This is a genomic window from Bacillus paramycoides (assembly GCF_038971285.1).
Classification (GTDB): Bacteria; Bacillota; Bacilli; order Bacillales; family Bacillaceae_G; genus Bacillus_A.
On sequence record NZ_CP152427.1, the window covers coordinates 1,485,099 to 1,511,324 of the forward strand.

General features: G+C 35.7%; 28 protein-coding genes and 1 other RNA gene. 24 read left to right on the forward strand and 5 right to left on the reverse strand.

All coding sequences use genetic code 11. The features are described from left to right. The first annotated feature begins 354 nt into the window (after positions 1-354). The 10 genes from panB to AAG068_RS07800 all read left to right on the forward strand — a co-directional run bounded on the left by panB (position 355) and on the right by AAG068_RS07800 (position 9,521). Entirely contained in the window at positions 355-1,191 is an 837-nt protein-coding gene (gene panB, locus AAG068_RS07755; RefSeq protein WP_342718796.1) for a 3-methyl-2-oxobutanoate hydroxymethyltransferase, read from the forward strand. After that, positions 1,191-2,039, forward strand: a complete 849-nt coding sequence (panC, locus tag AAG068_RS07760) for a pantoate--beta-alanine ligase (RefSeq protein ID WP_342718798.1) — start codon at positions 1,191-1,193, stop codon at positions 2,037-2,039. Before panB ends, panC begins: the two co-directional genes overlap by 1 nt. Positions 2,040-2,051: 12 nt before the next feature. Continuing rightward, positions 2,052-2,435: an aspartate 1-decarboxylase gene (gene panD, locus AAG068_RS07765; protein WP_000490177.1), complete on the forward strand. Its 384-nt coding sequence runs from the start codon at positions 2,052-2,054 to the stop codon at positions 2,433-2,435. 128 nt (positions 2,436-2,563) lie between these two features. After that, on the forward strand, positions 2,564-5,368 hold the full coding sequence (gene dinG, locus AAG068_RS07770; protein WP_342718799.1) for an ATP-dependent DNA helicase DinG: 2,805 nt from the start codon (positions 2,564-2,566) through the stop codon (positions 5,366-5,368). Positions 5,369-5,619: 251 nt separating this feature from the next. Next, on the forward strand, positions 5,620-5,790 hold the full coding sequence (locus tag AAG068_RS07775) for a YpmA family protein (RefSeq protein ID WP_000358352.1): 171 nt from the start codon (positions 5,620-5,622) through the stop codon (positions 5,788-5,790). A 7-nt stretch (positions 5,791-5,797) separates the two neighbouring features. Then, positions 5,798-6,301, forward strand: coding sequence for a DUF5590 domain-containing protein (locus AAG068_RS07780; protein WP_071757495.1), 504 nt, complete (start codon positions 5,798-5,800; stop codon positions 6,299-6,301). Positions 6,302-6,319: 18 nt separating this feature from the next. Then, the gene (aspB, locus tag AAG068_RS07785; RefSeq protein WP_342718800.1) at positions 6,320-7,507 is read left to right on the forward strand and encodes an aspartate transaminase AspB; all 1,188 of its coding nucleotides are present in this window, start codon (positions 6,320-6,322) and stop codon (positions 7,505-7,507) included. Between the two features lie 121 nt (positions 7,508-7,628). Beyond that, on the forward strand, positions 7,629-8,336 hold the full coding sequence (dnaD, locus tag AAG068_RS07790) for a DNA replication protein DnaD (protein ID WP_342718801.1): 708 nt from the start codon (positions 7,629-7,631) through the stop codon (positions 8,334-8,336). A 15-nt stretch (positions 8,337-8,351) separates the two neighbouring features. Beyond that, entirely contained in the window at positions 8,352-8,999 is a 648-nt protein-coding gene (nth, locus tag AAG068_RS07795) for an endonuclease III (RefSeq protein ID WP_342718802.1), read from the forward strand. A gap of 3 nt (positions 9,000-9,002) precedes the next feature. Continuing rightward, positions 9,003-9,521, forward strand: a complete 519-nt coding sequence (locus AAG068_RS07800; protein ID WP_342718803.1) for a YpoC family protein — start codon at positions 9,003-9,005, stop codon at positions 9,519-9,521. A 22-nt stretch (positions 9,522-9,543) separates the two neighbouring features. Here AAG068_RS07800 and AAG068_RS07805 read toward each other — a convergent pair whose 3' ends face one another. Continuing rightward, positions 9,544-12,246: a PBP1A family penicillin-binding protein gene (locus tag AAG068_RS07805; protein WP_342718804.1), complete on the reverse strand. Its 2,703-nt coding sequence runs from the start codon at positions 12,244-12,246 to the stop codon at positions 9,544-9,546. Between the two features lie 65 nt (positions 12,247-12,311). Continuing rightward, a complete protein-coding gene (gene recU, locus AAG068_RS07810) occupies positions 12,312-12,914 on the reverse strand; it encodes a Holliday junction resolvase RecU (protein WP_000155592.1) in 603 nt (200 codons plus the stop codon). Between the two features lie 103 nt (positions 12,915-13,017). Here recU and AAG068_RS07815 point away from each other — a divergent pair, with 103 nt between their 5' ends. After that, a complete protein-coding gene (locus tag AAG068_RS07815; RefSeq protein WP_342718805.1) occupies positions 13,018-14,043 on the forward strand; it encodes a DUF2515 domain-containing protein in 1,026 nt (341 codons plus the stop codon). Between the two features lie 270 nt (positions 14,044-14,313). Here AAG068_RS07815 and AAG068_RS07820 read toward each other — a convergent pair whose 3' ends face one another. Next, the gene (locus AAG068_RS07820) at positions 14,314-14,490 is read right to left on the reverse strand and encodes a phage portal protein (RefSeq protein ID WP_342718806.1); all 177 of its coding nucleotides are present in this window, start codon (positions 14,488-14,490) and stop codon (positions 14,314-14,316) included. Between the two features lie 85 nt (positions 14,491-14,575). Here AAG068_RS07820 and AAG068_RS07825 point away from each other — a divergent pair, with 85 nt between their 5' ends. Continuing rightward, a complete protein-coding gene (locus AAG068_RS07825) occupies positions 14,576-14,818 on the forward strand; it encodes a hypothetical protein (protein WP_342718807.1) in 243 nt (80 codons plus the stop codon). 15 nt (positions 14,819-14,833) lie between these two features. Further along, a complete protein-coding gene (locus AAG068_RS07830; RefSeq protein WP_342718808.1) occupies positions 14,834-15,178 on the forward strand; it encodes a YppE family protein in 345 nt (114 codons plus the stop codon). Between the two features lie 25 nt (positions 15,179-15,203). On the opposite strand, the gene AAG068_RS07835 is transcribed toward AAG068_RS07830, so the two are convergent. After that, positions 15,204-15,395, reverse strand: coding sequence for a YppF family protein (locus AAG068_RS07835; protein ID WP_000242661.1), 192 nt, complete (start codon positions 15,393-15,395; stop codon positions 15,204-15,206). Positions 15,396-15,572: 177 nt separating this feature from the next. Between AAG068_RS07835 and AAG068_RS07840 the strand changes: the two genes are divergently transcribed. The 10 genes from AAG068_RS07840 (at position 15,573) to AAG068_RS07885 (ending at position 23,945) form a co-directional block, all read left to right on the forward strand. Next, positions 15,573-16,043: a YppG family protein gene (locus AAG068_RS07840; RefSeq protein WP_306185525.1), complete on the forward strand. Its 471-nt coding sequence runs from the start codon at positions 15,573-15,575 to the stop codon at positions 16,041-16,043. A 155-nt stretch (positions 16,044-16,198) separates the two neighbouring features. Next, a complete protein-coding gene (locus tag AAG068_RS07845) occupies positions 16,199-16,645 on the forward strand; it encodes a CotD family spore coat protein (RefSeq protein ID WP_342718809.1) in 447 nt (148 codons plus the stop codon). 56 nt (positions 16,646-16,701) lie between these two features. Further along, positions 16,702-17,256, forward strand: a complete 555-nt coding sequence (locus AAG068_RS07850; protein WP_342718810.1) for a DUF1273 domain-containing protein — start codon at positions 16,702-16,704, stop codon at positions 17,254-17,256. 97 nt (positions 17,257-17,353) lie between these two features. Next, positions 17,354-17,689 carry a cell division regulator GpsB gene (gpsB, locus tag AAG068_RS07855; RefSeq protein WP_342718811.1) on the forward strand — a complete coding sequence of 112 codons (336 nt, stop codon included), beginning with the start codon at positions 17,354-17,356 and terminating at the stop codon, positions 17,687-17,689. Between the two features lie 87 nt (positions 17,690-17,776). Beyond that, positions 17,777-18,167: RNase P RNA component class B (gene rnpB / locus AAG068_RS07860), an RNA gene on the forward strand. A 181-nt stretch (positions 18,168-18,348) separates the two neighbouring features. Then, positions 18,349-19,488 (forward strand): THUMP domain-containing class I SAM-dependent RNA methyltransferase, encoded by a 1,140-nt coding sequence (locus AAG068_RS07865; RefSeq protein WP_000521234.1) that lies wholly within the window; start codon positions 18,349-18,351, stop codon positions 19,486-19,488. A gap of 61 nt (positions 19,489-19,549) precedes the next feature. Continuing rightward, positions 19,550-19,732 (forward strand): DUF3921 domain-containing protein, encoded by a 183-nt coding sequence (locus tag AAG068_RS07870; protein ID WP_000376898.1) that lies wholly within the window; start codon positions 19,550-19,552, stop codon positions 19,730-19,732. A 138-nt stretch (positions 19,733-19,870) separates the two neighbouring features. Beyond that, positions 19,871-21,808 (forward strand): ATP-dependent DNA helicase, encoded by a 1,938-nt coding sequence (locus tag AAG068_RS07875; protein ID WP_000493699.1) that lies wholly within the window; start codon positions 19,871-19,873, stop codon positions 21,806-21,808. Between the two features lie 101 nt (positions 21,809-21,909). Next, entirely contained in the window at positions 21,910-23,427 is a 1,518-nt protein-coding gene (ypwA, locus tag AAG068_RS07880) for a carboxypeptidase (protein WP_342718812.1), read from the forward strand. Positions 23,428-23,474: 47 nt separating this feature from the next. Next, on the forward strand, positions 23,475-23,945 hold the full coding sequence (locus AAG068_RS07885) for a GNAT family N-acetyltransferase (RefSeq protein WP_342718813.1): 471 nt from the start codon (positions 23,475-23,477) through the stop codon (positions 23,943-23,945). Positions 23,946-23,986: 41 nt separating this feature from the next. Here AAG068_RS07885 and mphL read toward each other — a convergent pair whose 3' ends face one another. Then, entirely contained in the window at positions 23,987-24,883 is an 897-nt protein-coding gene (gene mphL / locus AAG068_RS07890) for a macrolide 2'-phosphotransferase MphL (RefSeq protein WP_342718814.1), read from the reverse strand. Positions 24,884-25,472: 589 nt separating this feature from the next. Between mphL and AAG068_RS07895 the strand changes: the two genes are divergently transcribed. After that, positions 25,473-26,219: a type I methionyl aminopeptidase gene (locus tag AAG068_RS07895; RefSeq protein ID WP_342718815.1), complete on the forward strand. Its 747-nt coding sequence runs from the start codon at positions 25,473-25,475 to the stop codon at positions 26,217-26,219. Positions 26,220-26,226: the final 7 nt, after the last annotated feature.

Here is a 26,226-nt window from a genome sequence, read left to right on the forward strand (position 1 = left end):
GAGTTATACTATGCATGTAAATTAAGCTATTTATCTTTCTATAATGGAGTGATCTATAAAAATTTCACATACCGTAATAGGGATAAAAATTATTTTTTCAAAAAAATGTAGTAATTCCTTTTTGGAGTTTGCTATAATTAGTTCGAATATGGGCAGTATCAGAGCGAACTGCACCATCATTCGAAGCAATACGAAAAATAATAACTTGGATTCTGCCTTGATCCAATAACGGACTGGGACAGAGGGATGAATAATGCCGACTAACACACAACCCTTCTGCCCTTTTATGGCCAGAGGGGGTTTTTTATATGATTTCGGCCATCTCCTCTCTCCTGCATAAAGGAGGAGTAGTTTTTGAAAACAAAAACTGATTTTTTGAAAATGAAAGAGCAAGGTGAGCCGATTACAATGCTAACGGCGTATGATTATCCATCTGCTAAGTTAGCAGAAGAAGCTGAAGTTGATATGATTCTAGTTGGAGATTCTCTTGGAATGGTTGTTCTCGGCTATGATTCAACAGTACCTGTAACAGTAGAGGATATGATTCATCATACGAAAGCTGTACGCCGAGGGGCAAAAGAGACGTTTATTGTAACTGATATGCCATTTATGTCGTATCATGTGTCGCCTCAAGATACGATGGTGAATGCACGCCGCATCGTTCAAGAGAGTGGTGCTCATGCATTGAAGGTAGAAGGTGCAGGAGAAGTGATATCAACGATCCATTACTTGACGAATGCGGGGATTCCTGTTGTAGCGCACTTAGGCTTAACTCCTCAATCTGTAGGAGTACTAGGTGGGTATAAAGTACAAGGAAAAGATGCTGAAAGTGCAAAAAAATTAATAGAAGATGCAAAGAGATGTGAGGAAGCTGGTGCGATAGCGCTTGTGTTAGAATGTGTGCCAATGCAGTTAGCAGAATTAATTTCGAAGCAACTAACGATTCCGACGATTGGAATTGGAGCAGGGCAAAAAGTAGATGGGCAAGTACTCGTTTATCATGATCTTATTTCATACGGCGTAAATCGTGTTCCGAAATTTGTGAAGCAATATACGTCTGTTCAAGAAGAGATTGTGAGAGGAATTTCACAATATGTTACTGAAGTAAAGACAGGGCAATTTCCAGAAGAAAAACATTCATTCACAATGAAAGAGGAAGAATGCTTAGCGTTATACGGAGGAAAACAATAATGAAAATCGTAACTACAGTGCAAGAGATGCAGCAAATTACAAATGAAATTCGTACAAGTGGAAAAAGTATTGGTTTTGTCCCAACGATGGGTTATTTGCATGAAGGTCATGCGACTTTATTACGTCAGGCAAGAGAAGAAAATGAAATTGTAGTGTTAAGCGTGTTTGTTAATCCGCTACAGTTTGGGCCGAATGAAGATTTAGATCGATACCCTCGTGATATTGATAGGGATGAAAATGTAGCAAAAGAAAACGGTGTAGATTATTTATTTTATCCGAGCGTGGAAGAAATGTATCCAGCAGAACAAACGACAACAGTTGAAGTTGTAAAGCGTACCGATGTATTATGTGGTAAACAAAGACCTGGTCATTTTGCTGGTGTTGCGACTGTACTAATGAAACTATTTAATATTACATTACCAACGCGTACTTATTTCGGTATGAAAGATGCACAGCAAGTTGCTGTCATTGAAGGATTTGTTGCTGATTTTAATATTCCGGTTACAATCGTACCAGTAGATATTGTAAGGGAAGAAGATGGATTAGCGAAAAGTTCTCGTAACGTGTATTTGTCACAAGAAGAGCGTGAAGAATCTCCTCATTTATACCGTAGTCTATGTATAGCGAAAGAAAGAATTGAGGCAGGGGAACGTAATGCAGAAATCATTACAACACTTGTGAAAGAGTATATTGAGACGCATACGAAAGGTAGTGTAGATTATGCTGATTTATATGCATATCCTTCACTACAAGTAATGGATAAAATTGAAGGGCGAATCATTTTAGCAATCGCAGTTAAATTTGAAAATGTACGATTAATTGACAATATAACATTAACGGTTAAATAAGGGGGAGCATCTATGTTTCGCACAATGATGAGAGCGAAGTTACATCGCGCAACAGTAACAGAGGCAAATTTAAATTATGTAGGTAGTATTACTATTGATGAAGATTTAATGGATGCAGTAAATATTGTAGAAAATGAAAAAGTACAAATTGTAAATAACAATAATGGTGCTCGCTTAGAGACATATGTTATTAAAGGAGAACGCGGTAGCGGTGTTGTGTGTTTAAATGGTGCAGCTGCAAGGCTTGTGCAACCAGGAGATAAAGTTATTATTATTTGCTACGGTCTAGTGGCAGAAGAAAATATTCATAAACAAGAGCCTAAAATTGCAGTATTAGATGATAATAATCAAATTATTGAAATGTTAGGTGCTGAAAAAGCAGGTACGATTTTATAAGTAAGAAGGCTATCTCTATTAAGGAGATAGCTTTTTTGTGCATCTTTTCATTAAGATAAGATAAAACGTGGTATAGTAACATTATATAATTTTCTGTTTGATAGGTAAGAAATTGAGGTGTTACATATATGAGTAAGCGTTATGTCATTGTGGATTTAGAGACGACAGGGAACTCCTGGAAGGATGGGAAAGATAAAATTACCCAAATTGCAGCTGTTGTAGTGGAAGATGGAGAGATATTAGAGATTTTTTCATCTTTTATTAATCCGAAGAGAGAGATTCCGCCATTTATTACAGAGTTAACAGGGATTGATGAGAGTATGGTTAAGCAAGCCCCGTTATTTCAAGATGTAGCCCCGATGGTTGTTGAGCTATTACAAGGTGCAGCCTTTGTTGCACATAACGTTCACTTTGATTGGAATTTTTTAACGGAAGAATTAAGGCAGGCTGGATATACAGAAATACATTGTCCAAAAGTTGATACAGTTGAGTTGGCGCAAATTCTTTTGCCGACGGCTGATAGTTATAAATTACGTGATTTAGCTAAACAACACGAACTAGAGCACGACCAACCGCATCGTGCGGATAGTGATGCTCTTGCAACAGCGGAATTGTTTTTACAATTTTTAAATGAAATTGAGAAGTTACCACTTGTCACCTTGCAATCGCTTTATGAATTGAGTGATGTTTTTCAAAGTGATATAGCGGATGTACTTTCTGAAAATATTTTAAAGAAAATGATGCATGGTAAAGAAGGGGTAGAAGGATATGAAGTGTATCGAAATATTGCGCTTCGAAAACGGAATTATTCTTTAAACCTCAGTGAAACATGCTCATTAAAATTTGATGCTTTCTTGCATAAGACTATTGATAAACTTGAGTTGAATATGCCAAAGTTTGAAAAAAGAGAAAGCCAACAGATTATGATGAAGGAAATATATACAGCACTAAGAGATTCTAGGTTTTCACTAATTGAAGCGGGAACAGGAACAGGGAAGACTCTTGCATATTTACTTCCGAGTATTTATTTTGCAAAGAAAAAAGAAGAACCTGTCATCATAAGTACCCAAACTGTACAATTACAACAACAAATACTAGAAAAAGAAATTCCGTTATTACAGAAAATAATGCCATTTTCATTTGAAGTAGCTCTTCTGAAAGGAAGAAAACATTATCTTTGTCTACATAAATTTGAATATGCTTTGCAAGAGGAAGAGAAAAATTATGATATGGCGCTCACAAAGGCAAAAATTTTAGTGTGGTTATTGCAAACGGAAACGGGCGATCGTGATGAATTAAATATTCCTGAGGGCGGAAAGTTACTTTGGAACCGTATTTGTAGTGATGTACATAGTCCAGGCGGAATGCAAAGTAACTGGTTTAGTCGTTGTTTTTATCAACGAGCAAAGAATAAAGCATTATTTGCAGATATCGTTATTACAAATCATGCGTTATTATTTCAAGATTTTTCAAGTGAAGAACCATTGTTTGCTTCGTGTGAACATATTATTTTTGATGAGGCGCATCATATTGAGGAAGCGGCGAGTAGAACATTAGGTGAACAGTTCTCCTGTATGTATTTTCAGTTAGTTTTATCTCGTCTTGGTACGCTAGAAACAGATGATGTACTTTCAAAAGTATATAAAATGATGAAAAAATCTGAACAAGCCTCTCGCTCGACTTTCCGTATGGTAAGTCATAGTTTGAAGGAATTGAAATTTGATGCGGATGAGTTATTCCAAATGTTACGTGCTTTCATCTTTAAACAAACAAAGCAGGAACAAGGGATAAGCAACATGCCACTCATTTATCGATATAACACGGAAGTGGAGAAAGGTAAGCTATGGGATAGTATTACCGAGTTAGCGAATCGTTTTGTATATGATGTAAGAAAATTATTAACTACACTTGAGAAGCAAGTTGAAATATTGCAAAGTAAATTAGAGTGGGAGATGCATGTTGTTACAGGTGAATTTATGCATTTAATTGAGTTGTTGAGAAAGATGGTACAATCTTTACAATTACTCATTTTAGAAAAAAATTCATATGTGACATGGATGGAAACTGAAACGAAGGGGACAATTCATTCAACAGTTTTATATGGGCAGCCTGTACATATTGGTGAAAGATTTGCTGATGAATTTTTAACAGAGAAAAAGAGTGTTATTTTCACATCTGCAACGTTAACAGTAAACGATTCATTTGACTATATAAAAGAAGAGCTAGGTCTATATGATTTTGCTCCAAATACAATACAGGTCCCGTCACCATTCCGTTTTGAAGAGCAGATGAAATTAATGGTTTCAACGGATGTGCCTTTTATTAAGCAAGCAAGTAATGAAGAATATATTGCATCTGTGTCGGCACATATTGCAAAAATAGCGAAAGCTACAGAAGGTAGAATGCTTGTTTTGTTCACTTCATATGAAATGTTGAAAGAAGCATATACGAATTTGAAAGATGATGAGGAATTAGAAGGATATTTATTATTAACGCAAAGTGTGAATAATAAGAGCAGAAGTCGTCTTATTCGTAAATTTCAAGAGTTTGATAAATCAATTTTGTTAGGAACAAGTAGTTTTTGGGAAGGGATAGACATACCTGGAGATGCCCTTAGTTGTCTTGTTATTGTCCGCCTTCCTTTTACGCCTCCTCATCAACCGATGATGGAAGCAAAAGGAGAATGGTTAAAAAATCAAGGAGAGGACGTATTCGCTAAGTTAGCGCTCCCGCAAGCAATACTGCGATTCAAACAAGGATTTGGTCGTCTTATTAGAACAAGTATAGATACCGGGACGGTGTTTGTATTAGATCGTCGTTTGACAAGCGCTTCCTATGGAAAACGTTTTTTACAATCAATCCCAACTGTCCCGCTTTATGAAGGCCCTCTAGAACAATTGTTAGAACAATTAAAGGGACGGCCAACTGAATAAAATTGGAAGAAAAAATACGCCTGAAGTACATTTACAATTCAGGCGTAAAAAATGTGGGTAGGAGGAATTTTATTTTTCTTACTTCTTGTATACAAAATGTATGGGTTTTCGACTTGAAACCTTTTTTTGCTGTACATGTCCTGCTATAATAGATGGGTGATGAAGCAGGGGTTGTAAAGAATGTACTCTTATTGTAACCGCATTGCGTTCTTCTATAATTAGAAATTTTTGTGTAACGGAGGAGTTTTTTCATGGATAAGAAAATCGAAGTCCTATCAACGACGCGTATTAAATATTCGTCTGACTTGTATAAAATTGTTGATAGTTTGAATCGTACGTTAAAAGAGCAGGACCTCATGTTCGGATTAGCATTAGACGAAAAAGATAAAGAAACAGCTGTATTTACGATTTACAGAACGTAGTGATACAATGAAAAAGTGGATCTTTGCAATCGTTATCGTAATCGTTGCTAGCGGAATATATGGGGCGTATGTTTATAATAAAGCAATGGAAAAGAAAATCCCTAAAGAGGCAAAATCTGTAGAAATTGCGAAAGAAAAGGCAAAGCTTACAAAAGTAAAATCTGTGGATTATTATAACGGAGAATCTTCATATACAGTCGTACAAGGTACAGATGAAAAAGGAGAACAACTTATCGTTTGGGTGCCTGAGAAAAAAGGGGAAGCTATAGTAAGGAAAAAGAGTGAAGGTATTTCTGAAAAAGAGGCTTTACAAAGAACGATTGAACAAGTCGGAGATGACAGTAAAGAGCCCAAAAGTAAGCCTAAAGAAATTTTAAAAGTGAAATTAGGCGTTGAAAACAATATACCACTATGGGAAGTTACATATATTGATGATGACAATCGTTATAGTTACTACAATCTTGCATTTCAAGATGGTCAGTTTTTAAAACGATATAGCATTGAAAAATAGATGTAGGGGGAACTACAAATGAAATTAGCAAAGCGAGTAGCTGCTTTAACACCATCTGCAACTTTAGAAATTACAGCAAAGGCACAAGCATTAAAAGCAGAAGGTCATGATGTAATTGGATTAGGGGCAGGAGAACCTGACTTTAATACGCCAGAACATATTATGGATGCTGCACATAAAGCGATGTTAGAAGGACATACGAAGTATACACCAACAGGTGGATTACAAGCGTTAAAACAAGAAATTGTGAAGAAGTTTACTCGCGATCAAGGCATTGCGTATGACCTGTCTGAAATTATTGTATGTAACGGTGCAAAGCATGCATTATATACATTATTCCAAGTGTTACTTGATGAAGGAGATGAAGTTATCATCCCAACGCCTTACTGGGTAAGTTATCCGGAACAAGTAAAGCTTGCTGGTGGTAAGCCCGTTTATGTAGAAGGTCTTGAAGACAATGAATACAAAATTACAGCGAAGCAGCTGCGTGAGGCAATTACAGAGAAAACGAAAGCAGTTATTATTAATTCACCGAGCAATCCAACAGGAATGATTTACAGCAAAGAAGAATTACAACAGCTTGGAGAAGTATGTTTAGAACACGATATTTTAATCGTTTCAGATGAAATTTATGAAAAGTTAATTTATGGTGGAGCAGAATATACTTCGGTTGCCCAGCTTTCTAATGCATTAAAAGAACAAACACTTATTATTAATGGTGTATCTAAATCTCATTCTATGACAGGATGGCGTATTGGATATGCAGCAGGAAATAAGCAGCTTATTAAAGCGATGACGAACTTAGCGAGTCATAGTACGTCAAACCCTACTTCAATCGCTCAATACGGCGCAATTGCGGCATATACAGGCTCACAAGAACCTGTAGAAACAATGCGTCAAGCATTTGAAGAGAGATTAAACATTATTTATGATAAATTAATTCAAATCCCTGGCTTTACTTGCATTAAACCACAAGGTGCATTTTACTTATTCCCTAATGTAAAAGAAGCTGTAGCCTTATCAGGATACGAAAACGTTGATGATTGGGCAAAAGCTCTATTAGAAGAGGAAAAAGTAGCTCTTGTACCAGGTACAGGATTTGGTGCTCCGAATAACGTTCGCTTATCATATGCGACATCTCTTGAACAAGTAGAGAAAGCATTAGAACGAATTCATACGTTTATGAAAAGTAAAGTGCAAGCTTAATTGTATATTTTATTAACGCAATACAAAAAACCTTCCTACATAATAGGGAGGTTTTTTTGACGAATTGTGGTAAAAAGAAATAGCGAAAGGTGTGTTATACTAGAGAGCGAGGTGTTTGGTGATGAAAAAGAAAATGATGTTACAATGGTTTGAGCAGGGAAGCATTGCAATTCCAAAATTACTTATGATGCATTATAAAAAATTAGGGTTAAATGAAACTGAATTTATGGTTGTACTTCATGTACACACATTTTTAGAGTCGGGCAATTCGTTTCCAACTCCGTCAGAGATTTCAGAACGGATGACGATTAGTGAAATGAAATGTATGGAAGTCATTCAGGCATTGATTCAAAAAGGTTTTTTATCATTAGAAGGTGGACAAAAATCAGAAGCGATGATGTGTGAAAGTTATTCTTTACAACCGCTTTGGGAAAAAATATTGCATTTCTTAATGAATGAATCAATAGAGGAAGAACAAAAAGAAATAAAACAATTGCAAGTAAATTTATATACAGTATTTGAAAAGGAATTTGGAAGACCGCTGTCTCCATTTGAATGTGAGACGTTGGGAATGTGGGAAGATCAAGATCAACACCATCCGAATTTAATTCAAGCGGCCCTCAGGGAAGCTGTAATGAGTGGTAAGCTTAATTTCAGATATATTGATCGTATTTTATTTGAGTGGAAAAAGAATGGTATTAAAACAGTAGATCAAGCCCAAAATCAAGGAAGAAAGTTTAGAGCAAATCAACAACGAACGCAGCAAACGACAAAACAAGAGACGAAATTTACTGGGAAAGTGCCTTTTTATAATTGGTTGGAGCAGTAATGTAGGAGGAAGTATATGTTAAATAAAACGCAAATCCGTTATTGTTTAGACACAATGGCAGATATGTATCCAGAAGCACATTGTGAATTAATTCATGATAATCCGTTTGAACTAGTAATCGCGGTAGCATTATCTGCACAATGTACAGATGCACTTGTAAATAAAGTGACGAAAAATTTATTTCAAAAATATAAAACACCAGAAGATTATTTAAGTGTTTCTTTAGAAGAGTTACAACAAGATATACGTTCTATTGGGTTGTATAGAAATAAAGCAAAAAACATTCAAAAATTGTGCCGGATGTTGCTGGATGATTATAATGGAAAAGTTCCAGAAGACCGTGACGAGCTGACGAAATTACCAGGAGTCGGGAGAAAAACAGCAAATGTAGTTGTTTCAGTAGCGTTTGGCATTCCGGCAATTGCTGTTGATACGCATGTAGAAAGAGTGAGTAAACGGTTAGCGATTTGTAGATGGAAAGATTCGGTGTTAGAAGTAGAAAAGACATTAATGAAGAAAGTTCCGATGGATGAATGGGGTGTTACACATCACCGTATGATTTTCTTTGGACGTTATCACTGTAAAGCACAACGGCCACAATGTGAAGAATGCCCTTTACTAGAAATTTGTCGTGAAGGAAAGAAGCGAATGAAGGGGAAATAAAGGATGGAACGAGTGATAGAAATACCGAAAGAATTTCGATGCTTACCATTTTTTAAAGAAAGTATACATTCGATTGCATATTATACAGAACAGTCTTTTGAAGAAATCATACAACATACTTATTTTATATATGATATGGAAAGACAATATGAGCCGTGGAATGAAATTGAAAAAAGTATTCCAGTACTATTGAATGTATGGAAAAGTAAGCATGAAGACATTGCTACACTATTTCGAAATAGAAATAAGCAAGAAGCGGAAGGTCCAATGATTCTTTTTGCAGCGCATTTGTTATCAATTGTATATTGGTTAAATGAGCAACCTATTCATAGTTTGAACGAAATGAAAGATTACACGAGTATGTTGGAAGTACAACCAGTGAATTTTATAGAGCGCTATTCGTTCATTATAAAGAAACCGAATAATTATCATTCTTATATTCAGTTAGCGCAGTTGTATATTGAAATAGAAAAGCTATATGTAAAGAAAATGATAACAAAAAAGAAGTCCTTTTCTCGTTAAGAGAAAGGACTTCTTTTTTGTATTAAGACTCTGTTGTAACAACATTTCCGTCTGCGTGTGGTGTATCTTCACCTGGATTTTGTTGTTGCTCTTGTTGTTTCTTAGCTTCTTCTTCAGCTTTTTTTCTAGCTTCTTCTTCAGCTTTCTTTTGAGCTTCTTCTTGCTGTTTATGTTGTTGTTCTTGTTGTTTTTTAGCTTCTTCTTCAGCTTTTTTTCTAGCTTCCTCATCAGCTTTCTTTTGAGCTTCTTCTTGCTGTTTATGTTGTTGTTCTTGTTGTTTCTTAGCTTCCTCATCAGCTTTTTTCTTGGCTTCTTCTTGTTTTAATTTATCTTCATTAGCCTTTTTCTGAGCTTCCTCATCAGCTTTTTTCTTAGCTTCTTCTTCGGCTTTCTTTTTGGCAGCTTCCTCTTCAGTTTTCTTCGCATCTGGAGTTCCGCCAGGCGCAGTGAAGGATGCTCCAACTGCTGGGCTTGTTCCAGTACCTTTTTTCGCTACCACAGAGAAGCTGTAAGTAACGCCTGGTTTAATACCACCAAGAGTAGCTTTCGTACCATTTATTGATAAACTACCACTTGAACCGTCAGTTGCTTTATAGCTTGCTGCATACGCATCAACTTCTGCTGGTCCAGACCAGTTTAGTGTAACGGTGCTAGCCCCATCGAAAGTAACATTAAGACCACTAGGTGCATCTACTTTAATTTGTTTCACTGCATCTTTCTTAGCACCTTTTACGTACAATTCACCATTTAATTCTTGTACAGAAGAAGGACGTTCGAAACGGGATTTATCTGTAGCGAATTTGCTCATCATTACTTGGAACATTTGCTGTGCAATTCTAGTATAACGATCACTAATGTAGTTTTCTGGGCCATTTTTTTCGTAACCAGTCCATACTGCCATTGTATATTGCGGTGTATATCCAGCGAACCAGCTATCTCTGTTTGCATCAGCTGGAATACCATATTTTTTAATAACGTCTTCATCAAAGTTTTGTGTTCCTGTTTTACCGGCAACATCAACACCTGAAACGTATGCTGTTGGACCAGTACCGCCAGCACCAGGTTTTACTACGTCACGAAGAACGTCAGTCACCATGTAAGCTGTGTAGTCTTGCATCGCACGTTGTTCTTTCGGTTTAAAACTTTTCTTTTTCCCATCTGGGAAGATAACTTCTTTTACGAAGTGCGGTTTATTGTAGTTCCCACCGTTACCAAAGGCTGCATATGCCCCTGCTAATTGTAATGGAGAACTATCGTTACTACCAATTGCTGTTGATTCAAATGTTTTGCCGTCTTTAAATGTCATACCTAAACCTTCAGCAAACGCTTGTGACTTAGGAAGACCAACCGCTTGAGCTGTCTTTAAAGCTGGAATGTTTAATGACTTTTTCAAAGCTTCACGTAGTGAAACGTCACCTTTGTAACTATTTGTTGCATTTCGTATTTTTTTACCAGTGGAATACGTATACTCTGAGTCATTTAATTGATGATATGTAGACCATTGTAAATTCTCAATTGCTGGACCGTAGTCGAAAATTGGTTTCATTGTTGAACCAACTTGGCGTTTTAAATCAGTGGCCATATTATGACCTTTGAAAGTAGACTTACTTTCTTTACGCCCAGCTCCAATTGCTCGAACTTCTCCAGATTGTGTATCCATAAATACGAATGATCCTTGGAATTGATCGTTCGGATACTTAATAAGATTGCCATCCATAATTTTATCAGCATAATCTTGCGCATCTTGATCAAGTGTTGTATGAATTGTTAAACCATCTGAACCGATATTTACATCGGGATATTCTTTTTCAACTTCTTTTACAACAGCATCTAAAAATGCTTGATACTTCATCTCTGTTACTTCTGAAGATGGTTGAAGACCCTCAGTTACAGGGATTTTCGTTGCGTTATCCATTTCAGCTTTTGTTATATAACCATGTCGATTCATTAATGACAATACGACATTACGACGATTTGTTGCTCGTTCAACATTTTCCTTTTTGGTTGGATCATAAATGTTTGGGCCTTGGGGTAAACCAGCGAGCATAGCAGCTTCATGTAACTGTAAGTCTTTTAAATCTTTGTCATAATATTTTTTTGCTGCTGTTGCAATACCGTACGAACGGTTACCTAAGTTAATCTTATTTAAGTACATTTCTAAAATTTCATGTTTAGAGTATTGTTGCTCTAATTTGTAAGATAGGTACCATTCTTGCACTTTTCTCTTTGCAGTTTTGTCCATCGTTAGAAAATAGTTTTTGACTACTTGTTGTGTAATCGTACTACCACCTTGAGATCCGAATCCCCCAGTGACATTTTCCATAACTGCTTTTGTAGTTCGTTTAAAATCAATTCCATTATGATCATAGAAACGTGAATCCTCAGTTGCAAGGAATGCATTTTCAACTACTTTTGGAATTTGATCATACGTAACGTGGGTTCGTTTTTCAGCACCGTATTCATAGAAAAAGTTCCCGTCCTTATCAAGAAACTTTGTTGATAAAGGATTGACAAGTTTTGATTTGTCTAATTTTGGAGCATCCTTCACCATAACAAAGAAAGCGGACACGCCAGCTACAAGACCAACGATACCAAGAAGTAGACAACCTATAAGGAATTTTTTAAAAAAGGAGCCTTTTTTCTTTGGTTTTTTCTCTGTATTTGTTTCTTGCTTTTGATTTTTTACATGGTTTCGTTCTGTACGAGAACGATAATTATCTGACATTATACTTTCTCCTACCTTTCATTCTCTCCCCAAAAGTCGAAAAAAGAGCCTTAGTGATGACTCTATCACGAAAAATAAACCGTGTCTAGTACACGGATATAATCAATCCGAGGGTGATAACCGCATGATAATAAAGATCCATGCTCTTCTATTTCTTCTTTCGTAATCGATTTTCTTCCACCAGTATTTTGACGATTCCAAAATGCAATAATATGTTTTGCATCTAATAAATAAAGTTCATCAAAAAGTGTAAATTTAATAATAACAAATGCAATTCCATTATGAGCGATTACTTGCTTCATATGTTCAATTTGATGAAGGTGGAAGTTTTGAAGTGGAAAGCTGGTTTTATTTTTTGTTTCTTTCGCTTCAAAATCGATGTACTTCCCTTTATATACACCGTTGTAATCTGTTGTAGAAGGTTGTTTAAAATACGCTTCTTTTACCACTGCAGCACTTCGAGCGGGGTAATCTACTTTTACAATTTGAAGAGGTGTAGGTTTTTTATGTACGCATGCAATATTATGGGTTAAGTAATATTCATTCGTTTCATTCAATTCCTCTTCAAGGGACATACCTCTATTACTGTAAGTATGTTTTTTAATTGGTGTTTTATGAGGTTGTGAAGCTTGATTGTACCGTTTTCCATTTGGGTAACGAATGGTCATAGTGTGTCCACTCCCAACTTGCTAAGAATTACTTACAAAGGTGATTATAACAAAAAATGAAAAAAGATGTGACCTTTTTCAAGAAAGGCATGAGGACTTATTTATGTTTACATGGAATGATTATGAAAAAATTAAGCAATATCGTAAAAATATGGTCTGTACAGAAGAGGAAAAAACAATCGTTTACAACATTAAGAGGGAAATAGAAATAGCTAATATGGACAACATTTCTCGAACACAGTGTTATCAAGAATATTATGTAAGAAATAGTGAGATTAGGTGGGCTTTTTTAGCAAGTATGGTCTCAAGAAATGCAGGATGGAATATGACTGATTTAGAAGGGAGATATTATGCTACTGTTTTACCTCAAACAGTAAAAAAACATTTGTTTCTAACTTATGAAGAAGCAAATTGGATTATTTTTTTAGATGCATTTCCTCAGCTATTGTTATACGAAGAAAGTAAGAGGAGGCAGGTGCCTCTATTCTATTTGTTACAATATTTCAACGTGTCAATTTTTATGGAGAAAGAATGGATATATTTTTGGGAGAAAAAAGATATAAATAGGCTCATGATAGCGCTTATTATAAATGAACAGAACAAAATTCAAAAACCAATCATTGAAAATGCATATTTTAAAAAACATGTATTTCATACGGTCCTTTTTAAATTGCAAGAAATGCTTCATATTAGTGCCGTTATTTTTCCAACCGTCGAAGGGAATATGTATGGTTTTTCAGTTTATCAATTTGAAACGTTACAAAAGCGTATAGAACTAGGAAAGAAATTAGCGGCATTACTGTTCCATCCGAATTACAAACGTTTATTCCATAGGTTCGCATCGCAAACGATACACACAGGATCAAGAGCGGATTATGAACATTATGTAAGAGAAGCGAGAAAATCTTGTACACCAGCCCTTAGAGAGGTTTATCCTGTTGTTGCACATAAGGAAATAAGTATGAGAGATTGGTTTTGTAGAGATACGGAAATAAAAGAGCTGTTTTTGCTGGAAGAGTATAAGGGAGAAGTTGATATAACGGAATGGTATAAAAGAAAGAGGGAGCAAATCTATGCTGCTTCTATCGTAAATCGTTTTGTTAAAAGGATAGATGAGTTCATGATATAATAAAAAAGAAGTCCCGTCTTCATTTGTGAAGACGGGACTTCTTAATGTGAAGTAATCCTGCTACGAGTAAAGATTCAATCTCAAAATGTAATAAATATAAGAGATTGAGGATGTTTCAGAAATCAGCTTTTTGTAAAATCACTAAAATTTCACATTACCCCGCTATTTGCCGGGCAGTAAGACCCTGACTCAAAATTCAGTGAAAGCAAAGAATTTAGGTGGGGGCTGCCCGTAAAAGCGCGATTGTGAGGACTGACTTAAAGTTTCACTTTATGTAGCAGGGAAGTTTGGACCATCTAACTTTGGATTACCAGTTTCGGGTTTATTTTGTTTGTTTTGTTTTTTCTTTTTTTCGCTTTTGTTCTTTGCCATTTTCATACACCTCCTTTTTGTATTGTTACCATTTCTATAAATGACATGCAAAATGATTTCTTTGACGAATAACAACTAGTTTTGTCATGTGGGCAGGAGTGCGAAATCATTCGGCGAAATTACATGACAAAGGAAAAGCAAAGAAGGAGGCGTTTTGTATATGGCGATGGTTCAGAAGGAAGATGTAATGAAAACAATGGATCAAATGTTAAGTTCTCTCGATTTGCTGGAAATGAATATAGGGATTAGAATGAATCATGCATTGAAGGATAAGAGTGAAAGAATATGCAATAAGATAGAAATAACAGAAATGCATATTGAGCATATGGAAAATAAATTAGTGCATCACGAAGAAAAAGGGAACTGGGTGAAGGCATTTCAAAACGTCGTAGTGAGTGCATAATAAGGTGGGAATAAAATGGTGTATGAAGCGTTAGTACAATCTTCGGAAAAACTTATGCAGTATAATAATGAAGCAAATGTGAAAAAAAGAGAAATGGTTGAATACGATTTTTATAAGGATATGAAACCGTTTGTAAATATGGTAGATGAAGAATTAACAGTGTGGAAAGAATTAGCTTATAAATGGATTAAGGAAGAAAAACCGAAGTATATACATGTACAGCAAATTGATCAAGTATACGATAATTTACAAACAAATGTGTTGCAATGCTTTGTAAATAAAGGTAAAGGTAAGCGATTCTTTGAAACGCATCAAGCCATTTCGTATACTTTGCAAAATATAATTGAGCAATGTAAGTAACAAGAGGGGGAACCCTCTTGTTTTTTTATGCTTCTGTCATTGTTGTAGGTTTTGTTGCCCCGTTTATTTCTAATTCTTTTATTAAAGTTCGGTAATCGGAAATGCATATTTTTCCTTCGAGATACCAATGTCTCGCAAAGTCTAACAATTCATTTACATTCTCTGTGTAATACCCCTTTTTTTGAGAAAACGCTTGTTTTAAATCCCCTAATACCATGTTGATTCCTCCCCCATGAGAATCTTCTTCTTCATTATCATAGCATGGAAGGGTTTTCTTTTTTAATTTTTTAAAAATTTAAACTTCCGACAAAAATAGACAGATACTCTGTCACACACATTATTTTACCGGTACATATTATATATGTAGAAACTTATGTGAAGGAGGAGAGAATGCATGTTTCAACAATCCAACGTATATCAGCAAGCTAATCCATATACACAGCAAAATATGTACCAATATAATACGGATACATATTTAAGGTATAATATGTATCCTTTCGAGCCTTATTATGGAAATCAAAATTATTATCAACCATTTGAAGTGTCGTTTATGAATCAACAACAACCGCAGCAGCCTTATATGAATCAACAACAACCTTATATGAATTCGCAATATTATATGCCGCCATCCCCTTATGGAAATCAACAAGCGATGTTTTATCCGCCAAAACAACCGTATCCGACACAGAATAAGCAAAAACAACAACAGCAACCGAGTCAGTTTTCTAGTTTTGTTTCCCAATTTAAAACGTCAGATGGGAACTATGATGTAAATAAAATGATGAATACAGCCGGACAAATGATGAACGCGATGAATCAAGTGACAGGTATTGTAAAGCAAGTTGGAGGATTTTTTGGTAAGTAATTTTGGAGGGTTGTCTATAAAAAGTATGGTATATGAAGTAAGGACTAGACAAATTTCCTTGTAATAAATGGGTATATATAACAAACGGCTTTCCCTCTTTTCTCATACTGTAAAGTGTAATCAGATTTTTTTTATGAGAGAGGAGAGAAAAAACTATGCATCATTGTCATCCTTGCTTTGGAGGGCATAAGCCTACAGGACCTATTTGTACAACTGCTCCTGTCATTCATCCGACGAAACAATGCGTAACACATTCTTTTTCAACAACGGTGGTGCCACACATTTTCCCGACGCATACAACACATGTACATCATCAGCAAATTAAAAAACAAAACTTCTTCCCGCAAACAAACTCAAATGTAAATGTTGTAGATCCAATCGATCCAGGATTTGGCGGCGGATGTGGACCATGTGGTCACGGACATCATGGACATCACGGACATCACGTATCTCCATTTGGTCCAGGACCAAATGTATCACCATTCTTACCGAATAATGTATCACCGGTAGGGCCACCAAATGTATCACCATTTTTACCAAACAATGTATCACCAGTAGGTCCGAATATTGGACCAAACGTTGGTGGAATATTTAAAAAGTAAATGATATGTTAGAACTAGCGAAATGCTAGTTCTTTTTTTGTAATTGGAGTGTTGGTATGAAAGTAATTGCTGTAACGGGATATAAACCATTTGAACTTGGTATATTTAAAAATGATCATCCAGGGGTGGAATGTATAAAAAAGGCATTGCACCGAAAATTAACTGCTTTTGTAGAAGAAGGTTTGGAATGGGTGATAATAAGTGGGCAGTTAGGGGTGGAATTATGGGCTGCTGAAGTTGTTTTTGAAATGCAAGTAGAATACCCAGATCTAAAATTAGGTATATTTACTCCTTTTTTAGAACAAGAAGAAAGTTGGAAGGAAGATAACCGTGAATATTACGAATTTATTCTCTCTCAAGCAGACCATATTGATAGTATTACGAAACGGAAGTACGAAAGCCCAGAGCAATTTAAATTAAAAAATCAATTTTTTATTGAAAAAAGTGATGCACTTTTAGCTGTATATGATGAAGAAAAACCAGGGAGTCCTAAATATATTGTAGAAGCAGCAAAGAAAAAAGGAGAAATAGAAAATTATCACAGTTATTTCATTCTTTTTTCTGATTTACAAGATATAATAGAAGAGGAACAGTGGAATAATGCTGAGTAATATGTAATATAGTACTCGTATATATGATTGACAAAAAGCATTGTTTCTGAAAAAATTTAGTTAATGAAAGTTTTGGCAAAAATTTGAGGTGAAGAAAATGATTTCGGATAAAATTAAATTAACGGCAAAAGATATTTTAGAAAAAGAATTTAAAACAGGTATGAGAGGTTACCAACAAGAAGAAGTAGACAAGTTTCTTGATATGATCATTAAAGACTATGAAGCTTTCCACAAGGAGTTTGAGCAATTAAAGCAACAAAATGCTCGTTTAAAGCGTGAACTAGAGGAACAAAAACTAGCAGCAACGCAAATTCCACAACAACCTGTACAACCACCAGTTGCACAACCTGTATACAACAGCACGAATACGGATATTTTAAAACGTCTATCTAATTTAGAAAAAGCTGTATTTGGAAGTAAGTTATACGAATAATTTCTAGTGGGAAAAAAGTTAAAGCATTTTACATAGAAAAAAACATTGCAAAATCTTTTTGTTTCCACTATACTAATGGATGTCATAACGTTTGGGTAATCGCTGCAACGCCAACGTTGTAGAGGAAAGTCCATGCTCGCACGGCCTGAGATGGCTGTAGTGTTCGTGCCTAGCCAATTCATAAGCTAGGGTATTCTGGCTGTAAGGCTGGTTTAACGGCAGGGAAAAAACCTAAGTCCTTTCGGATATGGTTTGACTACCTTTAAAGTGCCACAGTGACGAAGTCCTTGAAGAAATGATAGGAGTGGAACGAGGTAAACCCCACGAGCGAGAAACCCAAATAATGGTAGGGGAATCTTTTCCAAGGAAATGAACGATGGGAAAGGACAGGTTGTATAACCTGTAGATAGATGATTGCCACCGGAGTACGAGGCGTGGGCCGTTTGCAGTACAAAGGAACAGAACATGGCTTACAGAACGTTATGAACCAACTATGAAATAACTCAGCTCTCCTTTGTTAGAGGAGGGCTTTTTATTTGTATGAAGTTATAATGTATGAGTTAAAATGGTTAATGAGAAAATTTTTTGTAAAATGTAATGATTAATAGGATAAACGGCTATTAAATCATTGTTTGAATATACATAAGAGGTGAATGCAAATGGGAAAAGTTACTTTAATCGCAACAGCGGCAATGGGTATTGAAGCGTTAGTTGCCCGAGAAGTTCGTGATCTTGGTTATGAATGCCAAGTAGAAAACAGCAAAGTAACATTTGAAGCAGATGAAAAGGCGATTTGTCGCACGAACTTATGGTTACGTACTGCGGACCGTGTGAAAATTAAAGTTGGCGAATTCAAAGCGACAACATTTGATGAGCTGTTTGAGAAAACGAAAGCATTAAACTGGGGAGATTATATTCCAGAGAATGGTGAGTTCCCTGTTATCGGTAAATCTTTAAAATCTGAGTTATTCAGTGTGTCAGATTGCCAACGTATCGTTAAAAAGGCTGTCGTTGAAAAATTAAAAACAACATATAAACGTACAACTTGGTTTGAAGAAGATGGTCCGTTATTCCGTATTGAGATTGCAATGCTTAAGGATATTGCAACATTGACAATTGATGCGAGTGGTGTTGGACTTCATAAACGTGGATACCGTGTGGATCAAGGGGAAGCTCCTTTAAAAGAAACATTAGCTGCGTCTTTAATTAAATTAACAAACTGGAAGCCAGATCGTCCTTTCGTGGATCCTTTCTGTGGATCAGGTACAATTCCGATTGAAGCAGCATTAATTGGACAAAATATCGCACCAGGATTTAACCGTGGCTTCGCATCAGATGAGTGGGGCTGGGTAGGTAAACAAAACTGGCGTGAAGCTCGTCAAGAAGCTGAAGATTTAGCGAATTATGATCAACCATTGCAAATCATTGGATCAGATATTGATCATCGTATGATCCGAGTTGCTCAAGATAATGCAGAAGAAGTAGGCTTAGGCGATTTAATTACATTTAAACAAATGCAAGTAAAAGATTTCACAACAAAAGAGGATTATGGCTATGTTGTAACGAATCCTCCATACGGAGAACGTTTAAGTGAAAAAGCACTTGTTGAACAATTGTACAAAGAAATGGGACAAGTATTCCGTCCATTAGATACATGGTCAGCGTATGTATTAACAAGTTACGAAGCATTTGAGAAGTGCTACGGAAAAGATGCATCGAAGAAACGTAAACTGTTTAACGGATTTATCCGTACAGATTACTACCAGTACTTCGGAAAACGTCCACCGCGTAATTCATAGTATAAAACTCCTCCAGCGCGCATATACTGGCTATTATGTAATGCGTAAAGGAGGAACTAATATGGATAGTTTCCAGTTATCAATGATTCAAAAGGCTATTCACCGTACGTATGATGAGCTCGGAAAAGAAGTGGATAGTCAAGGTGTGATTGTAGATGAAATACAAAAAGCACAAGAAGAATATTTGTCAGCTCTTTCACATGAAACAGCGATTGATAAACGGTATTTAAAGTCATTAATATAGAAGAAAATTTTCCTTTTTCGAAAGGAAAATTTTTTTTCGTGTATTTATATGTATGGCAACAGGGGAAAGTAGCTGCACACATATGAGTAGCGGTTACTATATCTTTTTATAGAAAAACTTTTTGGTTGGAGGCTAAGGATGTTTACTGAGAAGAGATTACCATTTGAAGTAGGAAAACAAGACAATTTTTACGATAAGTTGAATGAGTGGATTGGAGATGTGTTTTACGACATCCTTCCGGAAAAAGGCTTTGAAGAGCGTGATGAACAAATTTTTATGGCGTTTCAATTAGAGCGTGCTTTCCAAGAAAAGAAAGTTATGTTCGCAGAAGCGGGTGTAGGAACAGGGAAAACTATTGTATATCTTCTATATGCAATTTGCTATGCGCGTTATACTGGGAAACCAGCTATAATTGCTTGTGCAGATGAAACGTTAATTGAGCAACTTGTGAAAGAAGAAGGAGACATTGCGAAATTATCTGAAGCATTAGGCTTATCTGTAGATGTAAGACTTGCGAAATCAATGGATAATTATTTATGTTTGCGTAAGCTTGAAGATGTTATGAGTGGACGAGCTCCAGAAGTAATTGAAGACGTATATTATGAATTACCACAATTCGTATTTGATCATGGTACGATGCAAAACTTTACTCACTACGGTGACCGAAAAGAATTTCCACTATTAAATGACGAAGAATGGTCAAAAGTAAATTGGGATTACTTCCAAGATTGCTTCACTTGTGATTCTCGTCATCGTTGTGGTCAAACTCTTTCACGTGAACATTATCGTAAAGCAGCAGATTTAATTATTTGTTCTCAAGATTTCTATATGGATCATATTTGGACGTACGATGCTCGAAAGCGTGAAGGACAAATTCCATTATTACCAGAAAGTAGTTGCGTTGTATTCGATGAAGGACATCTTGTAGAATATGCAGCTCAAAAAGCTTTAACATATCGTTTAAAGCAAACGATGATGGAGCAACTTTTAACGAGATTATTACAAAACGATATTCGTGAAGAGTTTGCACATTTAGTAGAAGAAACAATTTGGCAAACAGAGCGATTCTTTGATGTGTTACAAGAAAATAAAAAGGAAATTGCCGGTTCTGATCGTTTAGAAATTACTGTGACAGAAAAAGTAACAGCAGAAGCAAAACGACTTTATGCGAAAATTGGTGAAGTCGGTGATGCGTTAGTATTTGAAAGTGAAATGCATACAGTAAACACGTATGATTTAAATATCGTTGATGAACATTTAGATGTGTTAGAACATTCACTTCGTCTGTTCATGCATGAGAAAAATGTAATTACATGGGGTGAAGAAGGTGATGGAGCCTTCACGTTAGTAATTATGCCACGTGCAGTTGAAGAAGTGTTACAAGAGAAAGTATTCTCGAAGAAAATCCCGTATATCTTCTCGTCTGCTACATTATCTAATAACGATTCATTCGCGTTTACAGCGAATAGCTTAGGGGTAAAAGATTACTTATCATTCTCAGTTGCCTCACCGTTTGATTATGAAGAGCAAATGGCAGTAAACTTACTATCGCATACGAAAGAAAATGAATGGGAAAGAAAGTGTCAATATACACTTGAAAATATACAAAAAACAAATGGACGTACACTTGTATTATTCCGTACAACGCAAGAGCTTGCAGCGTTTAAGGAATATGTAAGTAAAGAGCAAATGTCAGTTCCGTTCTTATATGAAGGAGATCAAGAAATTAGTCAGCTCGTTTCTCGCTTCCAAAATGAAGAAGAGACTGTACTTTGTGCCGTTCATTTATGGGAAGGTTTAGACATTCCTGGTTCATCATTATCACATGTTATCATTTGGTCATTACCATTCCCTCCAAACGATCCTGTGTTTGAAGCGAAGCGTAAACATGTGAATGATCCGTTCTGGGATGTAGATGTACCATATATGATTTTACGTCTTCGTCAAGGAATTGGTCGTTTAATTCGTACGAGCGACGATAAAGGTGCTATATCAATCTTCTTATCTGATACAGAAGATGAGAAAGTGGTAGAAGCGGTGAAAAACGTACTACCGGTAGAAGGTAAAGAATTATAAGGAGAAAGCTTGGCGCTTGCCAAGCTTTTTTTCTATTATAAAAGGAATTTAGATTTCCGTGTCGAATTAAGTTTGAGGTAGAAAAGGGAGGTTTTTATACGATGACAGTAGCTACATATGAAGTAGAAAAACAATTTTTAACATATGTGAAGAAGATACAAAATTACGGAGAAGCATTAAGTTTAATGTTTTGGGACTTAAGAACAGGTGCGCCTAAAAAAGGTGTTGATCAACGTTCAGAAGTAATTGGTATGCTTTCATCCGAAGTGTTTGCTATGTCCACTTCAGATGAGATGGGAAATTATTTAACAGAGCTTGAAGCTTTAATAAGTGAAGACAAACTTTCTGATACGACGAAGAAAATGGTGGAAGAGTGCCGTAAAGAATATGATAGAAATAAAAAAATTCCACAAGCGGAATATGAAGCATATGTGAAATTAGAAGCAAAAGCGGAAAGTGTGTGGGAAGAAGCTCGCGAGAAATCTGATTTCGAAATGTTCCGTCCGTATTTAGAACAAATAGTTGAATTTAAAAAGAAATTTATTACATATTGGGGTTACGAAACATATAAATATAATACGTTATTAGATATGTATGAGCCGGGTATTACAGTAGAAGTGTTAGATCACGTATTTGGTCAACTTCGTGAGCGCATCGTTCCGCTCGTAAAAGAAATATCTGAGTCACAAAAGAGATTAAAGACAAGTGCTTTATCAGAACATTTTTCAAAAGAAAAACAAAAGAACTTTACGTTAGAGCTATTAAAGCAGTTGAATTATGATTTTGAAGCAGGTCGTCTTGATGAAACGGTACATCCATTTGAGATTACTTTAAATAGAGGGGATGTTCGTATTACGACCCGCTATGATGAAAAAGACTTCCGTATGGCTGTGTTTGGAACAATTCATGAATGTGGTCATGCTGTATATGAACAAAATATTGCTGAGAAATTTGAAGGTACACCGCTATGTAGTGGAACATCTATGGGTATCCATGAGTCACAATCATTATTCTTTGAGAACTTTATCGGTCGTAATAAATCATTCTGGAAGAAAAATTATGATTTATTAAAAGAGTATAGTGATGGCCAATTCAATGATATATCAGTAGATGAGTTTTATGATGCGATTAACGAATCGAAGCCATCGTTCATTCGTATAGAAGCAGATGAGCTTACATATCCGCTTCATGTTATGGTTCGTTATGAGCTTGAGAAAGAATTATTTGATGGTACATTACAAGTGAAAGATTTGCCAGCGGCTTGGAATGATAAGATGGAAGCATATTTAGGAATTCGTCCGGAAAACAATGCACAAGGTGTATTGCAAGATGTTCACTGGGCTGGTGGTTCATTTGGATACTTCCCATCTTATGCGCTTGGTTATATGTACGCAGCGCAATTTAAGCAAAGAATGTTAAAAGACATTCCGAACTTTGATGCATTGTTAGAAGAAGGGAACGTAACACCAATTCGTGAATGGTTAACCGAACATATTCACCAATATGGTAAAACGAAAAAGCCACTTGAAATTTTAGAAGATGTAACAGGCGAAGGGTTAAATGCAAATTACTTAGCAGATTATTTAGAAGCGAAGTATAAAGAAATTTATGAGTTATAAAAAAGAGCTGCTTACTTGCAGCTCTTTTTTTAAAGGGGGATAGAAGAATGGCTTATACATATACAGTAATGACGCAAGAAGAAGCAGAAGAAATTGCGTATAACTGGCATTATGAAGGGAAGTATTCCTTTTACGATATAAGGGCAGATGAAGAAGATTTAGCTGAGTTTTTAGAGGGAGAGAGTAGAGGAAATCATACATTTTCTGTGAAGGAAAATGGCACTCTCATTGGTTTTTTTACTGTTTGTAAAATAAATGATGGAACGGTTGATATAGGTCTTGGAATGAAACCTAATAGAACTGGAAATGGATTTGGATTACAGTTCGTAAACGCTGGACTAGCTTTTAGTAAAGAAAGATACGGATGTAATTATATAACGTTATCAGTAGCGAAATTTAATGAGAGAGCGATTAAAGTATATAAAAGAGCCGGATTTGAAGCGGTTGGAACGTTTATACAGAAGACAAATGGTAGTTGTTTTGAGTTTTTGAGAATGAATTATATATGTAAAAAATAAAAAAAACAGAAGAGAGTTCTTCTGTTTTTTTTGCAACTTTATTAACTTTCAGTTGCTAGCATGTGTACAGCTATTTCATGCATGTCTTTCAAACCTGACACTTGAGCGTATTCAGCAACAGTGATACTACTCGTTGTTAGAAGTTCGATAATATGTTCATCCATTCTTGACCAAGTTTTACCGCCAGCGTTGTCATAAGAGTGAATTAACTTTGTTAGTCCATCCTTCCCAAAGAGTAGATAATGCGATGTGAAATCTATAGATATATCACCTATACCTACTTCTGTCCAATCGATTAAGCCAGTTACCTCATTTTTATTATTAATCAGGATATGACCTGGATGGATATCCCCGTGCTTTACTCCTACGTGAGATGGCCAAAAAGAGTCTTCAGCTAGCCATGCTTGCCAACGATCCCATAAGTTTTGATTGATGTGGTATTGTTCCTTCACTCGATTCATCCTTTGTTTCATAGAAGTTCTTAATTCATTGGCAGTAAGAATTTCAACACCTATATTATTAAATTTTTGCTCAGGTAATGAGTGTAAATTGGCTAAAACATTTCCTAATGAAATATAGTATTCAGTTGGTACATTCTTTTCGTTAAAGGTCCATACATAACGTTGTTGTTCTATATCAATCGTAGCGGCAGGAGTGCCACTTAGTTGTTTATAGGCAATTAGTTCCTCAGAAAATATAGACCAATCAGGAACTTGGAATTCTGCATGATTTTTTATGATTTCTAATGCTTTTTTTTCTCGTTGGGCATTTCTCATAGATTCTGGTCTACGAGGAATTCTTAATATCCATTTATCACCGTCTTGCTCTTTAACGTGTGCCACTTGAAAGTCAACGCCAGATTCATTAATTTTTATTGAGTCTTCTAATATATTTAGGCCTTCCTTATTTGCTAATTGTTTAATTTTAAGTGTATTCATTTTTATTTCCTCCAAATGTTTATTCTGATTTTAATCTTTTCATACGTTCTCTGTTACTTTTTGTCTCTAACTACATCAATATGATTAAAGTAGCGCGATGTAAGAAAATGTAATCATAAAAAACCACAGACTGGCTTCTGTCTGTGGTTAAGAGTAAACGAGGATATAATGAATAAACGTCTCTCTTTGTATGAAAAAATATACGAAAAAAAAGACAGATGTATATCTGCCTTTCTTCATGTGGAAAGTGTATTCTTCCGTTGAAGATTATTAAAAATGTGCAGACAAATCCCGTTTACTCTGCTTTATGAAAACAGAGCCTTTGAACATATTAAGTTACTTATTGTTCAAAGTTTGCTGACGTAGTCTTCCTGCATGCATCATCTTTAACAATCCTCCTTTTAATAGTATAGTGTTACTATACTTTGTTTATAAATAAACATCAACAAAAAATACTAGATGTAATATGTAAAAACGAATGAAATACAAATTTACATTCGAAAAACAGAAAAAAGGATGTCTGCTTTTATAATTAGAAGATTTGTATTAGTAGCAAATAGTAAGTTTAGCAAGGAAGGTACAGGTAAGTATGATTACAATTAAAACAAAAAATGAAATAGATTTGATGCACGAATCTGGAAAGTTACTTGCTTCATGTCATAGAGAAATTGCAAAAATGATGAAACCAGGTGTGACAACAAAAGAAATTGATACGTTTGTTGAAGCATATTTAGAAAAGCATGGTGCAATATCTCAGCAGAAAGGTTACAACGGGTATCCATATGGGATATGTGCATCTGTAAACGATGAAATGTGTCATGGGTTTCCGGCAGATGTACCTTTAACTGAGGGCGATATAGTAACAATTGACATGGTAGTAAACTTAAATGGGGGTCTTTCAGATTCAGCTTGGACGTATAGAGTTGGAAATGTTTCTGAAGAAGCAGAAAGGTTAATGGTAGTAGCTGAGAATGCATTGTATAAAGGGATTGATCAGGCGGTAATCGGTAATCATGTAGGAGACATTGGCTATGCAATTGAAAGTTATGTAGCAAATGAAGGTTTTTCTGTCGCAAGAGACTTTACAGGACATGGAATTGGTAAAGAGATTCATGAAGAACCAGCAATTTTTCATTTTGGGAAACGAGGACAAGGGCCTGAGTTGCAAGAAGGAATGGTAATTACAATTGAGCCCATTGTCAATGCAGGTATGCGATATTCGAAAGTAGATTTAAATGGATGGGCTGCAAGAACGATGGATGGGAAATTATCAGCGCAATATGAGCATACAATTGCGATTACAAAAGATGGACCAATTATTTTAACGCAGTTATAATTGGGAA